Origin of the sequence: Streptomyces sp. CB01249 (assembly GCF_001905735.1) — a bacterium.
Classification (GTDB): Bacteria; Actinomycetota; Actinomycetes; order Streptomycetales; family Streptomycetaceae; genus Streptomyces.
Genome location: NZ_LISW01000002.1, coordinates 408,458 through 422,207, shown reverse-complemented (window position 1 = coordinate 422,207; position 13,750 = coordinate 408,458). Strand labels below are relative to the sequence as shown.

Genomic DNA, 13,750 nt, shown 5'->3' with positions numbered 1-13,750 from the left:
CAGGGTGCGCGTGGTCATCGCCGAGGATTCGGTACTGCTCCGGGAGGGACTGACCCGGTTGCTGACCGATCTCGGACACGACGTCGTCGCGGGCGTCGGGGACGCGGAGGCGCTGATCAAGACGATCGGCGACCTCGCCGGGCAGGACGCGCTGCCGGACGTGGTGGTCGCGGATGTGCGGATGCCCCCGACCCACACCGACGAGGGCGTCCGGGCGGCGGTGCGGCTGCGCCGGGACTACCCGGGAATCGGGGTGCTGGTCCTCTCGCAGTACGTGGAGGAGCAGTACGCCACCGAGCTGCTGGCCGGGTCCAGCCGGGGCGTCGGCTATCTGCTGAAGGACCGGGTCGCCGAGGTCCGGGAGTTCGTGGACGCGGTGGTCCGGGTGGCGCAGGGCGGTACGGCGCTGGACCCGGAGGTGGTGGCGCAGCTGCTGGGCCGCAGCCGGAAGCAGGACGTGCTGGCCGGGCTGACGCCGCGTGAGCGCGAGGTGCTGGGCCTGATGGCGGAGGGGCGTACGAACTCCGCGGTGGCCAAGCAGCTGGTGGTGAGCGACGGGGCGGTCGAGAAGCACGTCAGCAACATCTTCCAGAAGCTGGGCCTGGCCCCGAGCGAGGGCGACCACCGCCGGGTGCTCGCGGTACTGACGTATCTGAACTCCTGACGCGTCCGAACTCCTGACACGGCGCCACCGCCCCGGGCGCGGGTCCGACGGGGAGCCGGGCGGCTGGTGGATCATGACGGAACAGCGCCGGAACACGTCTCCGCATCCACTACGCCAACGTGCCGAAATGCGTCTCAAATTGCCGTCCATCATGTGATCTGCAGAGGTAGGCGACCCTTACGGACGTAGGGTGGGCGGGGGACCTCCGGCGGGCCGGACGGTTCCGAGCCGCCGTGCCGAGGGAGGTCCAGTAAGTGACCAGCCAGGTCAGTAGCCCAGCCGAGCAGGCCGACGATGCCAGCGAGGCGACCGTAGGGGGACAGCGTGCCCCCCAGTCCGCAGCCGCAGGAAGCGGCGAGAAGGAAGTCCGCCGTCTGGACCGGGTCATCATCCGTTTCGCGGGTGACTCGGGTGACGGCATGCAGCTCACGGGTGACCGGTTCACCTCGGAGACGGCGTCCTTCGGGAACGATCTGTCCACGCTGCCGAACTTTCCGGCCGAGATCCGTGCCCCCGCAGGGACCCTGCCGGGGGTTTCGTCGTTCCAGCTGCATTTCGCCGATCACGACATCCTGACGCCCGGGGACGCGCCGAACGTGTTGGTCGCGATGAACCCGGCCGCGTTGAAGGCGAACATCGCCGATGTGCCGCGCGGGGCCGAAATCATCGTGAACACCGACGAGTTCACGAAGCGGCCGATGGCGAAGGTCGGCTACGAGACCAACCCGCTGGAGGACGGCTCGCTTCAGGCGTACAACGTTCATCCGGTGCCGTTGACGACGCTGACGATCGAGGCGCTGAAGGAGTTCGGGCTCTCCCGCAAGGAGGCCGAGCGGTCGAAGAACATGTTCGCGCTCGGGCTGCTGTCGTGGATGTATCACCGGCCGACCGAGGGCACCGAGACGTTCCTGCGGGCGAAGTTCGCGAAGAAGCCGCAGATCGCCGAGGCGAACGTGGCCGCCTACCGGGCCGGGTGGAACTTCGGCGAGACGACGGAGGACTTCGCCGTCAGCTACGAAGTCGCCCCCGCCTCCCAAGCCTTCCCCACCGGCACCTACCGCAACATCTCCGGGAACCTCGCCCTGTCCTACGGGCTGATCGCCGCGGGCCGCCAGGCGGACCTGCCGTTGTACCTCGGCTCGTACCCGATCACCCCGGCCTCCGACATCCTGCACGAACTGAGCAAGCACAAGAACTTCGGTGTGCGCACGTTCCAGGCCGAGGACGAGATCGCCGGCATCGGCGCCGCACTCGGCGCAGCCTTCGGTGGTTCCCTCGCCGTGACCACGACATCCGGTCCCGGTGTGGCGCTGAAGTCGGAGACCATCGGGCTGGCCGTGTCGTTGGAACTGCCGTTGCTGATCGTGGACATCCAGCGCGGCGGGCCCTCGACCGGGCTGCCGACCAAGACCGAGCAGGCCGACCTGCTCCAGGCGATGTATGGGCGCAATGGTGAGGCGCCGGTCCCGATCGTGGCCCCGCGCACCCCGGCCGACTGCTTCGACGCCGCCCTGGACGCGGCCCGGATCGCCCTGACCTACCGCACCCCGGTCTTCCTGCTCTCCGACGGCTACCTCGCCAACGGCTCCGAACCCTGGCGCATCCCCGAACTCGACCAGCTGCCGGACCTGCGTGTCCAGTTCGCGGGCGGCCCCAACCACGAACTCGCCGACGGCACCGAAGTGTTCTGGCCCTACAAGCGTGACCCGCAGACACTCGCCCGCCCCTGGGCGGTTCCGGGGACGCCGGGGCTTGAGCACCGGATCGGGGGGATCGAGAAGCAGGACGGCACCGGCAACATCTCCTACGACCCCGCCAACCACGACTTCATGGTTCGCACCCGCCAAGCCAAAATCGACGGCATCCAAGTACCCGACCTGGAGGTCGACGACCCGGCGGAAGCGAAGACCCTCGTCCTCGGGTGGGGTTCGACGTACGGCCCGATCACGGCGGCGGTGCGCCGTCTGCGGGCTTCGGGGCGTTCCATTGCGCAGGCGCATGTGCGTCATCTCAACCCGTTCCCCAGGAATCTGGGTGAGGTGCTGGCGCGTTACGACAAGGTGGTCGTCCCCGAGATGAACCTCGGTCAGCTGGCCACGCTCATCCGCGCCAAGTACCTGGTCGACGCGCACAGTTACAACCAGGTCAACGGCATGCCGTTCAAGGCCGAGCAGCTCGCCACCGCTCTCGAGGAGGCCATCGATGCCTGAGGTCAACGAACTGCTCCAGCTCGTCCCCAAGGCCGAAGCCAAGCAGACCATGAAGGACTTCAAGTCCGACCAGGAAGTGCGCTGGTGCCCCGGCTGCGGCGACTACGCCGTCCTCGCCGCCGTCCAAGGCTTCATGCCCGACCTCGGCCTCGCCAAAGAAAACATCGTCTTCATCTCCGGCATCGGCTGCTCCTCCCGCTTCCCGTACTACATGAACACCTACGGGATGCACTCGATTCATGGGCGCGCGCCGTCCATCGCAACCGGTCTGGCCACCTCGCGGCGCGACCTGTCGGTGTGGGTCGTCACCGGTGACGGCGACGCCCTGTCCATCGGCGGCAACCACCTCATCCACGCCCTGCGCCGCAACGTCAACCTCAAGATCCTCCTCTTCAACAACCGGATCTACGGACTCACCAAGGGCCAGTACTCCCCCACCTCCGAACAGGGCAAGATCACCAAATCCACACCCATGGGCTCCTTGGACGCCCCGTTCAACCCCGTCTCGCTGGCGATCGGCGCGGAGGCATCCTTCGTCGCGAGAACCGTGGACTCGGACCGCAAGCACCTCACGAGCGTGCTGCGGGCCGCCGCCGACCACCCCGGCACCGCCCTGGTCGAGATCTACCAGAACTGCAACATCTTCAACGACGGCGCCTTCGAAGTCTTCAAGGACAAGGACCAGGCCCAGGAAGCCGTCATCCGCCTCGAACACGGCCAGCCGATCGTCTTCGGCACGAACGGCTCCAAGGGCGTCATCCGCGACACCCTCACCGGCGACCTCCAAGTCGTCCCGGTCACCGAGGACAACAAGGCACAGATCCTCGTCCACGACGCCCACGCCCCCAGCCCCACCACCGCCTTCGCACTGTCCCGCCTCGCCGACGCCGACACCCTCCACCACACCCCCATCGGCGTCCTGCGCAGCGTGGAACGCCCGGTCTACGACACCACCATGGCCGACCAGCTCGACACCGCCGTCGAACGCCACGGCAAGGGCGACCTCGCCGCACTCCTCGCCGGCAACGACAACTGGACCGTCGTCGGCTGACGCCCGGCACCAGAGCGCGCCGGACCTGCCCACGAGGGGCGGGTCCGGCGCGTTTTACATGCCCTGACCAGCACACTTTCTTTTAGTTAGCGCATTCCGTAAGGTGGTGTCTGAGAGCGAAGCGAACAAACGAGGAGGAACCCCCCATGAGCATCGTCGTCACCGGAGCCACCGGAGCACTCGGCCGTCTCGTCATCGAGCACCTGCTGACCACCGTCCCCGCCTCCGAGGTCGTCGCCGTGGTCCGCGACAAGGAGAAGGCCGCCCCCCTCGCCGCCCGGGGCGTCGAGCTGCGCATCGCCGACTACAGCCACCCCGAGACCCTGACGGGCGCCTTCCGCTCCGGCGACCGGGTCCTCCTCATCTCCGGCAGCGAGGTCGGCAGCCGCGTCCCGCAGCACGCCGCGGTCATCGACGCGGCCAAGGCGGCGGGCGTCGCCCAGCTCGCGTACACCGGCATCCTCGGCGGGCCCGACGCGGACTTCACGCTGGCCGACGAGCACCGGGCGACCGAGCAGCTGATCCTGGACTCCGGCCTGCCGTACACCTTCCTGCGCAACGGCTGGTACACGGAGAACCTGACCGCGAACCTGGCCCCGGTCCTGGAGCACGGCGCGGTCGTCGGCAGTGCGGGCGACGGCCGTATCGCCTACGCCTCCCGCGACGACTACGCGGCCGCCGCGGCCGCCGTCCTGACCGGCGAGGGCCACCTGAACCGCGCGTACGAGCTGAGCGGCGACGCCGCCCTGTCCTACGCCGACTACGCGGCCGTGGTCGCGAAGGCCACCGGCAAGGAGATCGTCCACAACGACGTCCCGGCCGCCGTCCACCAGGAGATCCTGACCGGCGCCGGGCTGCCCGAGGGCTTCGCGGCGATCCTGGTCGACGTGGACCAGGCCGTCCGGCGCGGGAAGCTTGCCGGCACCAGCGGCGACCTGGCCCGCCTGATCGGCCGCCCGACGACCCCGGTGGCGGACACCGTCGCGGCCGCGGTCGCCGCGCTCTGATGCGTACGCCCCCGGTGTCATGACCGTCTGGCGATACGGACATGACACCGGGGCCCGGCGGCGCTACCTTCATGTGGTTGACGGTCGTACGACCACCACCCACCAGGAGGGGCCCGTGCAGGGGACGAATGAGCAACGGGCCGGACTCCTCTCCGGCTTCGCCGCGTACGGGATGTGGGGCCTCGTCCCGCTGTACTGGCCGCTGCTGAAGCCGGCCGGGGCGGTCGAGATCCTGGCCCACCGCATGGTGTGGTCGCTCGGTGTGGTGGCGGTCCTGCTGCTGGTGCTGCGCCGCTGGTCCTGGATCGGACCGCTGCTGCGGCAGCCGCGCAAGCTGGGGATGCTCGGTATCGCGGCCTGCACGATCACCGTCAACTGGGGCCTGTACATCTGGGCCGTGAACAGCGGCCATGTGGTCGAGGCGTCCCTCGGCTACTTCATCAACCCGCTGGTCACCATCGCCATGGGCGTTCTGCTCCTGGGCGAGCGGCTGCGCCCGGCGCAGTGGGCGGCGGTCGCCACGGGCGTCCTGGCGGTGCTCGTGCTGGCCATCGGATACGGGAAGCCGCCGTGGATCTCGCTGATCCTGGCGTTCTCCTTCGCGACGTACGGCCTGGTCAAGAAGAAGGTCGACATGGGCGGCCTGGAATCGCTCACCGTCGAGACCGCCGTGCTCTTCCTGCCCGCGCTCGGCTATCTGATCTGGCTGGGCGCGCAGGGCACCTCGACCCTGACCTCCGAGGGCGCCGGGCACACCGCGCTCCTCGCCTCGACCGGCGTGGTCACGGCGGTGCCGCTGATCCTCTTCGGGGCCGCCGCGATCCGCATCCCGCTCTCGACCATCGGGCTGCTCCAGTACATGACCCCGATCGCCCAGTTCCTGCTGGGCGTCGCCTACTTCCACGAGGAGATGCCGCCGGAGCGGTGGGCCGGGTTCGCCCTGGTGTGGGTGGCGCTGATCGTCCTCACCTGGGACGCGCTGCGGACCGCGCGCCGCAACCGGGCCCAGGCGCAGGCGGCCCGGCTGGCCGCGACGGCGACGGCGGCACCGGCGGGCGCTGAGCGGATCGAGGTAGCACCCGGCAAAACTCCCGGCGCCGGGACAGAATGCCGATCATGACCCTTGAGTGGAAAGTCGTCATCGACGCCGCCGACCCGCACGCGCAGGCCGGCTTCTGGTCCCAGGCCCTCGGTTACGAGATCGAGGACAACAGCCCCCTGATCGAAAAGCTCCTGGGCATCGGGGCCGTCCCCGAAGCGCTCACCACCACCGCGCACGGCCGCCGCGCCTGGCTCGACCTGGCGGCGGTGCGGCACCCCGACGACCCGTACGACGAGGACAGCGGCGCCGGGCACGGCCGTCGCCTGCTCTTCCAGCGCGTCGCCGAGCCGAAGACCGTGAAGAACCGCCTCCACCTCGACCTCCACGCGGGCCCGGAGCGCCGCGAGGCCGAGGTGGCGCGCGTGGTCGCGCTGGGCGCGAAGGTCGAGCGCGAGGTGGAGGAGCCGGGGGGCCGGTGGACGGTGCTCACGGACCCCGAGGGCAACGAATTCTGCGTGCAGTAGACGCGGAGGGGGCCGGCAGGTCCCCCGTGGCCTGCCGGCCCCCTCCGCGTTCCGTGCCTCAGCCGACGAAGGTCACGTCCCAGTGGCTGCCCTCGTCCGCGTAGATGTTGCCGGACGGCGCGGTGTAGAGCGCGGCGCCGTCGCTGCGGGTGCCGGTGTGCGTGAAGGTGCCGGTGATGTGGCTGGTCAGGCAGGCCACCCGCTGGAAGTCCAGCTTGTAGCCGTTGCCGTGGCTGTACGTGCCCGAGGCGTGCCCGGTCTCGGTGCCGCCGGTGATGGTGAGCGTGCAGCCGCCCACCGCCTGCTTCAGCGCGACGGCCCCGTTGGCCGTGGCGGCGCGCAGCCCGTCGAACGAGGTGCAGGTGCTCTTGGTGCGGTCCGAGCAGTTGCCGGAGGAGACCCAGCCGATGCCGGCCGCGTTGAACTGGGCGGCGGCCTGGGCGTGCGTCAGGGTGCCGCTGCCGCCGCCGGTGGACCCGGAGCCGGAGAGCAGCGCCTCCCAGGTGGCCGGGCCGACGATGCCGTCGACCGGGCTGAGGCCCTTGGACTGCTGGAACGCGCGCACCTTCGCCTCGGTGCCGGAGCCGAAGGCCCCGTCGACCGTGAGCCCGCCGCCGTACTTGTTGAGCTGGACCTGAAGGGCCTTGACGGCCGAGCCGTTGCTGCCGTTGCTGACGGTCACGATGAGCTTCGGCCAGGAGGCGGGGCCGACCGCGCCGTCCGCCGACAGGCCGTTGGCGGTCTGGAAGTTGCGGACACTGGTCACCGTGCCGGGGCCGAAGTCCCCGTCGGCGGTGGTGCTGAAGCCGCGCGCGGTCAGCAGGTGCTGGACGGTCGTGACATCGGCGCCCTTGTCGCCGCTGTCCACGACGGGCCAGCCGGCGGCCTGGGCGGCCGGGACGACGAGCAGGGTGGCGAGGAGTGCGGCGAACACCGCGGTGATGACGGACGCTGCGCGTCTCATGAACGTTTCTCCTGTGGGATGAGGTGCGGGAAGAGCGGGATTACGCGACGAGCCGGCTCCACGTACGGGCGTCCACGACGCCGTCGGCGGGCAGCGACCGGGTCGTCTGGAACCGGGCCACGCTCGCCGCGGTCCCGGGTCCGAAGGCGCCGTCGACGTCCGTCGCGATGCCGTGCGCCGCGAGCTGGCGCTGGGCGGCCTCCACCGCCGTGCCGGAGTCGCCCTGCCGGGCGGGCGCGGCGAGCTGGTTCCAGGTCTGGAGGCCCGCGACGCCGTCCGGGGTCGCGGTCTCGTTCTTCTGGAAGGCGAGCACCGCCGCCTGGGTCGCGGGGCCGTAGTCGCCGTCCGCCGTGAGCGCGGCACCGCGCCCGTTCAGCAGGAGCTGGAGCGTACGGACGCGCTCGCCGGTGTTCCCGGTCGAGAGCACGGGCCACACGGCCGGGGCCGGGTCGCCGCCGACGCGGGCCGCCACGTCCTGGCGCAGCTGCGGCAGCAGGGCGTAGAGGCGGTCGCCGGGGCAGTCGGTGCTGTTGAAGTCGCGGTGGCCGTAGATCTGGTACGCGGGAATCCCGTACTGGCGGCAGATGTGCGCGCACAGCTCCACGAGGCGGGCGTACTGCTCGCCGCGAGGGTCGACCGTCATGTACGTGCCCTCGTTCTCGATGCCGATGGCCACGGTGTTCTGCCCGGTGCAGTGCGCCGACTCCACCTGCCGCGTCCCGCCCTGGAGCGCGGCGAGGCTGCCGTGCCGGCCCTCCGTCACGTACGCGCCCCGGCTGATCGTGAAGTGCTGGCCGGTGTCGATCCACCCCCGCACGTCCATCTGGTCGTTCTGCATGATCCGGGCCAGCGAGAACGCCTGGTTCTGCGAGTAGTCCGTGCTGTTGGGGGTCGCGGTGTGGTGGACGATGATCTTCTGCGGCGGGGTGGCCAGGGTCTTCACGGGGCTGCTGGGCTGCCGGGCGCCCCAGGCCGCGCAGTCGGAGATCACGGGCCCGGTCGCGGCCCGCGCCCGCCCCGGCGCGGCGAGCGGCAGCAGCGCGGCGGCGCCGAGCGCGAGTGTTCCGGTGAGTACGGCCCGGCGGCGCGGGTGCGGGTGGGGTCGGTCGAGCGCGGTCATGCGAGGTCCTTCGGCGTCAGTGGGTGGTGGGCAGCGCGGCGGCGCAGGTGCTCTTCCAGCCGGATGCGTTGTCCGCGATGTAACGGAGCATCACGTCGCCCGTGTAGGGCCCGACGACGCCGTCCGCGGTGAGGAAGATCGGGTCCCCGTGGACCGGGTCCACCCCCCAGATGTTGATCAGCTGGAACGTCTTCACGGCGGTCTCGGTGCGCGCCCCCCAGATCCCGTCGACCGTGATGTCGCCCTGCACGTTGGACGCGTTGACGGCGATCTGGACGCACTTGACGGCGGTTCCGCTGTCGCCGTACGCGACGTAACCGGCGCTCGTGGACGCCTGGGCCGGTCCGGCGAGGGCGACGGCGGCCAGCGCGGCACCGGTGACGGCGGCGGCACGGACGGCCTTGGGCAGCGTGGGCATGGGCATCTCCTGAGGGGTGCGACGACCCGGACGGGGCCGACACCGAGGAACCTAGGAAGCCGTCGCCCCGTCCCTCCAGGCTTTCCCGTCCCGGGAGCCCGGAGGGGTGGCACGGGATGCGTGTGGGACGCGGCTGCGCATGCGCTGACCTGCGGCGATAGGGGCGTGCGGCGTCGAGGCGCGGGCACCCCGCCCGGGACGGCGGGACGGGGCTGCGGCGGGCCGCCGGGCGCTCAGGCCGCCGAGGGTGCCCGGTCCTCGATGGCACGCAGGCGCAGCCCCCGGGCGCCGAGGACGGTGAGCAGGAGCACGACGGCGGCTACGGCCGGGATGAGGATCGGGAAGGTGACCGGCTTGTGGCCGCCGAACGCGGCGACCAGGTCCTCGGGGTCGCGCAGGACCTCGAAGCGGTCGCCGGGGCGGGTGGCCGGACCGCATTTCCTGAGCCCCTTGACCCAGAAGGTGTCCCCCCGCGCTTCGACCTTGCAGGCATCGTTGTCACTGCCGGTGTACGTGGGATGCCCGTGCTTCACCTCGACGACCGTGGCCATGACCCGCTCGCCCCGCAGGTCCAGGACCGCGCTGCGGAAGCCGTACGGGACCCCGATGATCAGGACCATCGCCAGCAGGAACAACGACACGACGCGCGCCACGGAGGGGATCCCGAGCGCGACCAGGACGGCCAGGGAACCGAAGAGGACCACCAGGTAGCCGGGCGCGTAGTAGAGCGGCCCGTTGTGCAGCAGGTCGTACCCGACCCCGGCCCCCGTCAACGCGACCCCCGCACCGAACCCGCACACCGCCCCGAGGACCCGAGGCCACCGAGGCGCCCGGAACACCGCCCGCACCCGTGCAACCGCACCCATCCCCGCCCCCGCCACAGACGTCACCCAACTCGCCTACCCGGCACGGGTGTTCGTACACCGCGGGGCCAACCATGACTCGGGGACCCTCAGGAAGCCGCGGGCGGCTCCGTGTCCGTGGCGCCGCGTACGAAGGCCGCGGTGGCGGTGTCGGGCTGGAGGAGGCCGGTGAGTACGCGGGTGAGGATGCGGGAGAGGAGCGAGTCCGGCGACTCCTCGGGCTCGGGCGGCTGGCCGGTCAGGGCGGCGGCGAGGTGCGGGTGGTGGCCCGCCAGGGCGATCTGGGTGAGGTATTCCGCCTCGGCGCGCTGCCACTGCGGGATGGTCTGCCCGGCGAGACGCTGGTTCACCTCGGTACGGGTCAGGGTGGAGACGACCGCGTTGAGGATGGCGATGGCCTCCAGCTTGGTCCGGGGGGCGGCGTCGAGACCGGCGAGCGCGGCCAGGGCGCGCTCCAGGTAGGTGACCGTCTGCGGCCCGAGCGGGGTTCTGGTCGCCGTCGCGTCGAGCAGCCACGGATGCGCGAGGTAGACGCCCCTGCTCTGCCGGGCCAGGACGAGCAGGTCGTCCAGCCAGCGTCCGGAGCCGAGCCCGGCGTAGGACATCTCGCCGTGGACCCGGTCGATCATCAGCTCAAGCAGTTCGTCGCGGGTGGCCACGTAGCGGTAGAGGGACGCCGGTCCGGCCCCGAGGGCGACCGCCACGGCCCGCATGGTGACGGCGGGCAGGCCGTCCGCGTCGGCCAGGGCGACCCCGGCGGCGGCGATGCGGTCGCGGTCGAACGTGGGCGCCGGACCGCGTCCGGCGCGTTCGGGGCGCAGCCAGATGCTGCGGGCGGGCGGCTCGGTCATGGCCCCTCCTTTTCTGCGAACAACGCGTGCAGTACCTTAGGTCACATGAACTGCGAACAACGATCGCAGTAACCGAAGGAGAGCCGACATGCCCCAGCCGCAGCAGGAGTGGACGCCGACCCGGTACGCGCACAACGGCGATGTGCACCTGGCCTTCGACCGCCTGAACGGCTCCGAGGGGGAACCACTGTTGCTCGTCATGGGCCTGGCCACCTCCCGGTTCTGGTGGCCGGCCGGGCTCTGCCGGGCCTTCGCGGACGCCGGGTTCGCCGTGGCCCGCTACGACCAGCGCGACGCCGGCCAGTCGACCCGGATGCCGGACACCGCCACCGCCAACCCCTTCAAGGCCCTGTTCGGCAAGCGCGGCGACGCCTACACCTCCGAGGACATGACCGACGACGCCATCGCCGTGATGGACGCACTCGGATGGGAGCGGGCGCACGTCTTCGGCCACTCGCTGGGCGGCGCGCTCGCCCAGCGGATCGCTCTGCGCCACCCCCACCGCGTCCTCAGCGTCACCTCATCGGCAGCCCTGCCCAGCGACGTCTCCGGCCCGGGGGTCCTGCGCCACCTTCGATTCGGCCTGCTCGCCAAGCTCGCCCGCGCCAAGTTCCCCGAGGGGCGCGACGGGGACATCGAGGCCGCCCTCACCGTCTGGCGAGGCGTCGCCTCCCCCGGCTACCCCTTCGACGAGGCCGCCGCCCGCGCCTGGGTCGAGGCCGAGGTGGACAGCGGCCCGCGCGACAAGAAGGCGCAGAGCCGCCAGATCGGAGCCCAGTGGCACGGCCCCCGCCTCAAGGAGCTACGCCACCCCGCGCTGGTCCTGCACGGCGAGCAGGACCCGATCCTGCGCGTCAGCGCGGCCCGCGCCACCGCCCGGGCCATCGACGGCGCCCGCCTCGTGACCTACCCGGGCGTCGGCCACGACCTCCCCGCCGCCCTGTGGACCGACATCGCCGCCCAGGTCGGCGCCATGACTGCCGCCCGAGCGACAGCCCGGCCCGCCTGACGCCCCAATGAAGGAAGCCGCGCCCCTTTCATGGACTTCGCGGCTTATCCGCCGACCGTCGTGGTCGTAGTTCATGAGGACCACACGACCTCAAATTACGCTCAGTTTTCATACACGACGCTAGGTCATCACAGAGTCGGTGTGGCCTACTGATCGCACAGCCGCTTCAGCAAGAGGCGGCATGGGGGGAAGGGTGCCTCATGGGCATCATCGGACGGGGATCCATGGGTTCCGTCATAGCGTTCGCCGTGCTCGCTGGAATCGCTACGGCGCCCGCATACGCACAGCCGACCGCAGCAGTCACTGCTGATGACCCGGAGTCGGTGCACACCGCTCCGCCGGCCGAGCCGGAAGAGACCGATCTGGTCGACGCCACTGATCCCGATCCTGAGCCGGAAGAGACCGTCCGACCCAGCAAACCGGGGGACACGACGAACGGCGAATACTGCGGCCCGACACAGAACATCTACACCCCGACGAGCAAGGGAGCGACGTACCACAAGGGCGTGGGGCCGACGAACTCCAACTACAACAAGACATCGCGCACAGCTCGGTCGACCTTCACGTCCGAGGTCACCGGTGAGGTCGGCGTGAGCGTCTCGGGCGAACTGTCGGCCAGCGTGGACGTGATGGTCGCAAAGATCGAAGGAAAGTACGGCGTCAACCTCAGCGTCAAGCTGACGGCCAAGATGGGCAACTCCATCTCCGTGGACACGCCGTCGAAGAAGACCACCAACGCGAAGTACGGTGTCTACCGGCTCAAGAACACCGGCACCAGTTACACGATCTACAGCAACTGCAAAACCACCGCGAAGAAGACCGTTACCAGTTACACACCCATGAAGGTCGGCTGGTACCTGTGGGAGAGCTGATCACCCCGCGCCGCATGCGCCCCTCCGTCGCGCTCGCCATGGCCGCCGCGACCGGAGTCCTGGGGCTGGCCGGGTGCAGCAGTGACGAGAAGCCCGCGTCGGCCGGTCCGTCGGCCTCGCCGACCCGGCACACCACCCCGTCACCGACCGGCGACCGGGCCGAGCACGTCAAGGGCGAGACCGTCTCGCGAGCCCCCAAGCCTGTCAACGATGGGGACGTCCTGCTGTCCGTCGCATCCAGAGAGGGCAATGCCGAACTTCCCCTGACCAAGAAGATCGGCGCCGGGAGCGTGGCCATCCAGGTCAACTGCCGGGGCAAGGGGACCGTTGACGTGGCCCTCAAGCCGGTGGGGCTCTCCTTCCCTCTGGAGTGTGTCGACGGGGAAGTCAGCAGCACCTACAACGAGATTCAGCTGAAGAGGGCCAGAAGTGAGGGGAGCGTGCAGATCACAGCTCCTTCGACCGTCTCCTGGTCCCTCACCGTCGAGCAGTGACACCTAGGGACAGGGCAGGCGCACGCCGCCGGCCATGACCGAAGACCGCGTTTGTGACGGCTCGCCGTTCTCGGCGGGCCGTCACGGTGTCACCCCTGGTCCGGCGGGCCTTTCGGCACCGATGAGCGGCTCACCCACCGTCGCGGCCTGGCGCGAGGCGCCCCCGGCGTCACCGACGACCTCACCGCCGGGAATACGGAGGACTGACGCCCCCGTGCTCCGCCTCCACGTGCCGCCTGCGCAGTACCCGGGCGTCCGTCTCCCGGCTCCCGTCCCGCTCGCTCCGGGCGACGGCCTCTTCGAGGTCGAACTCCTGGCACGTGCGGCACGGTTCGGGTTCCCCCGGCGTACTCACGCGACCTCGCCACGGCTGCGCGCGTTCTCCCTCGCGGTGCGCGCGGCCAGCCGTTCGGCGGGGGTCGCGTCCCGGGTGTGCTCGGGCCGCACCTCCCACTCGGTGCCGCCCCTGGGCGACCGGAGCGTCCAGTGGGGGCCGGCGACCCCTCGGAACTCCCCCACCAGCGGCTGATCCCAGCGCCCGACGTCCACGACGATCGCCCCGATGGCCGGAACCTGTTCCTCTGCGGACATAGCTGTGCCTCTCCGTAGTCGTTCCACTACCAAGCGGACTCAGCGTGGCCTAGAGTCAGGGGCTGTTCAA

General features: G+C 70.6%; 15 protein-coding genes and 1 pseudogene. 9 read left to right on the top strand and 7 right to left on the bottom strand.

Annotation, left to right across the window (positions count from 1 at the left end; all coding sequences use genetic code 11):
* The first annotated feature begins 4 nt into the window (after positions 1-4).
* The 6 genes from AMK18_RS10330 (at position 5) to AMK18_RS10305 (ending at position 6,498) form a co-directional block, all read left to right on the top strand.
* Positions 5-664: a response regulator transcription factor gene (locus AMK18_RS10330; protein WP_026171285.1), complete on the top strand. Its 660-nt coding sequence runs from the start codon at positions 5-7 to the stop codon at positions 662-664.
* 254 nt (positions 665-918) lie between these two features.
* On the top strand, positions 919-2,874 hold the full coding sequence (locus AMK18_RS10325) for a 2-oxoacid:acceptor oxidoreductase subunit alpha (RefSeq protein ID WP_073862598.1): 1,956 nt from the start codon (positions 919-921) through the stop codon (positions 2,872-2,874).
* On the top strand, positions 2,867-3,925 hold the full coding sequence (locus AMK18_RS10320) for a 2-oxoacid:ferredoxin oxidoreductase subunit beta (protein WP_073862597.1): 1,059 nt from the start codon (positions 2,867-2,869) through the stop codon (positions 3,923-3,925). Before AMK18_RS10325 ends, AMK18_RS10320 begins: the two co-directional genes overlap by 8 nt.
* 146 nt (positions 3,926-4,071) lie before the next feature.
* Positions 4,072-4,932, top strand: a complete 861-nt coding sequence (locus tag AMK18_RS10315; RefSeq protein WP_073862596.1) for an SDR family oxidoreductase — start codon at positions 4,072-4,074, stop codon at positions 4,930-4,932.
* A 115-nt stretch (positions 4,933-5,047) separates the two neighbouring features.
* Entirely contained in the window at positions 5,048-6,052 is a 1,005-nt protein-coding gene (gene rarD / locus AMK18_RS10310; protein WP_073862595.1) for an EamA family transporter RarD, read from the top strand.
* Entirely contained in the window at positions 6,040-6,498 is a 459-nt protein-coding gene (locus AMK18_RS10305) for a VOC family protein (RefSeq protein WP_079199260.1), read from the top strand. Before rarD ends, AMK18_RS10305 begins: the two co-directional genes overlap by 13 nt.
* A gap of 58 nt (positions 6,499-6,556) precedes the next feature.
* On the opposite strand, the gene AMK18_RS35195 is transcribed toward AMK18_RS10305, so the two are convergent.
* The 6 genes and pseudogenes from AMK18_RS35195 to AMK18_RS10280 all read right to left on the bottom strand — a co-directional run bounded on the left by AMK18_RS35195 (position 6,557) and on the right by AMK18_RS10280 (position 10,714).
* Positions 6,557-7,180 carry a peptidoglycan-binding domain-containing protein gene (locus AMK18_RS35195; RefSeq protein ID WP_376452450.1) on the bottom strand — a complete coding sequence of 208 codons (624 nt, stop codon included), beginning with the start codon at positions 7,178-7,180 and terminating at the stop codon, positions 6,557-6,559.
* A gap of 24 nt (positions 7,181-7,204) precedes the next feature.
* A pseudogene (locus AMK18_RS35680) lies at positions 7,205-7,462 on the bottom strand (peptidoglycan-binding domain-containing protein); the annotation flags it as partial.
* 40 nt (positions 7,463-7,502) lie between these two features.
* The gene (locus AMK18_RS10295) at positions 7,503-8,582 is read right to left on the bottom strand and encodes a peptidoglycan recognition protein family protein (protein ID WP_073862593.1); all 1,080 of its coding nucleotides are present in this window, start codon (positions 8,580-8,582) and stop codon (positions 7,503-7,505) included.
* 16 nt (positions 8,583-8,598) lie between these two features.
* On the bottom strand, positions 8,599-9,000 hold the full coding sequence (locus AMK18_RS10290; protein ID WP_073862592.1) for a peptidoglycan-binding domain-containing protein: 402 nt from the start codon (positions 8,998-9,000) through the stop codon (positions 8,599-8,601).
* A 233-nt stretch (positions 9,001-9,233) separates the two neighbouring features.
* Positions 9,234-9,773 carry a hypothetical protein gene (locus tag AMK18_RS10285; protein ID WP_073862591.1) on the bottom strand — a complete coding sequence of 180 codons (540 nt, stop codon included), beginning with the start codon at positions 9,771-9,773 and terminating at the stop codon, positions 9,234-9,236.
* 179 nt (positions 9,774-9,952) lie between these two features.
* On the bottom strand, positions 9,953-10,714 hold the full coding sequence (locus tag AMK18_RS10280; protein ID WP_073862590.1) for a TetR/AcrR family transcriptional regulator: 762 nt from the start codon (positions 10,712-10,714) through the stop codon (positions 9,953-9,955).
* An 88-nt stretch (positions 10,715-10,802) separates the two neighbouring features.
* Here AMK18_RS10280 and AMK18_RS10275 point away from each other — a divergent pair, with 88 nt between their 5' ends.
* The 3 genes from AMK18_RS10275 (at position 10,803) to AMK18_RS35185 (ending at position 13,089) form a co-directional block, all read left to right on the top strand.
* Positions 10,803-11,723, top strand: a complete 921-nt coding sequence (locus tag AMK18_RS10275; RefSeq protein ID WP_073862589.1) for an alpha/beta fold hydrolase — start codon at positions 10,803-10,805, stop codon at positions 11,721-11,723.
* Between the two features lie 200 nt (positions 11,724-11,923).
* Positions 11,924-12,595 carry a hypothetical protein gene (locus tag AMK18_RS10270; protein WP_143202264.1) on the top strand — a complete coding sequence of 224 codons (672 nt, stop codon included), beginning with the start codon at positions 11,924-11,926 and terminating at the stop codon, positions 12,593-12,595.
* The gene (locus AMK18_RS35185; RefSeq protein WP_241836532.1) at positions 12,583-13,089 is read left to right on the top strand and encodes a hypothetical protein; all 507 of its coding nucleotides are present in this window, start codon (positions 12,583-12,585) and stop codon (positions 13,087-13,089) included. Before AMK18_RS10270 ends, AMK18_RS35185 begins: the two co-directional genes overlap by 13 nt.
* 351 nt (positions 13,090-13,440) lie before the next feature.
* On the opposite strand, the gene AMK18_RS10260 is transcribed toward AMK18_RS35185, so the two are convergent.
* Entirely contained in the window at positions 13,441-13,680 is a 240-nt protein-coding gene (locus tag AMK18_RS10260) for a hypothetical protein (RefSeq protein ID WP_073862587.1), read from the bottom strand.
* Between the last annotated feature and the right edge of the window lie 70 nt (positions 13,681-13,750).

Coding starts and splice junctions, on each gene's coding strand:
- AMK18_RS10305 (WP_079199260.1), top strand. CDS start 6,040: ATGCCGATCATGACCCTTGAGTGGAAAGTCGTCATCGACGCCGCCGAC.
- AMK18_RS10315 (WP_073862596.1), top strand. CDS start 4,072: ATGAGCATCGTCGTCACCGGAGCCACCGGAGCACTCGGCCGTCTCGTC.
- AMK18_RS10270 (WP_143202264.1), top strand. CDS start 11,924: ATGGGCATCATCGGACGGGGATCCATGGGTTCCGTCATAGCGTTCGCC.
- AMK18_RS10320 (WP_073862597.1), top strand. CDS start 2,867: ATGCCTGAGGTCAACGAACTGCTCCAGCTCGTCCCCAAGGCCGAAGCC.
- AMK18_RS10280 (WP_073862590.1), bottom strand. CDS start 10,714: ATGACCGAGCCGCCCGCCCGCAGCATCTGGCTGCGCCCCGAACGCGCC.
- AMK18_RS10290 (WP_073862592.1), bottom strand. CDS start 9,000: ATGCCCACGCTGCCCAAGGCCGTCCGTGCCGCCGCCGTCACCGGTGCC.
- AMK18_RS10275 (WP_073862589.1), top strand. CDS start 10,803: ATGCCCCAGCCGCAGCAGGAGTGGACGCCGACCCGGTACGCGCACAAC.
- AMK18_RS10260 (WP_073862587.1), bottom strand. CDS start 13,680: ATGTCCGCAGAGGAACAGGTTCCGGCCATCGGGGCGATCGTCGTGGAC.
- AMK18_RS10295 (WP_073862593.1), bottom strand. CDS start 8,582: ATGACCGCGCTCGACCGACCCCACCCGCACCCGCGCCGCCGGGCCGTA.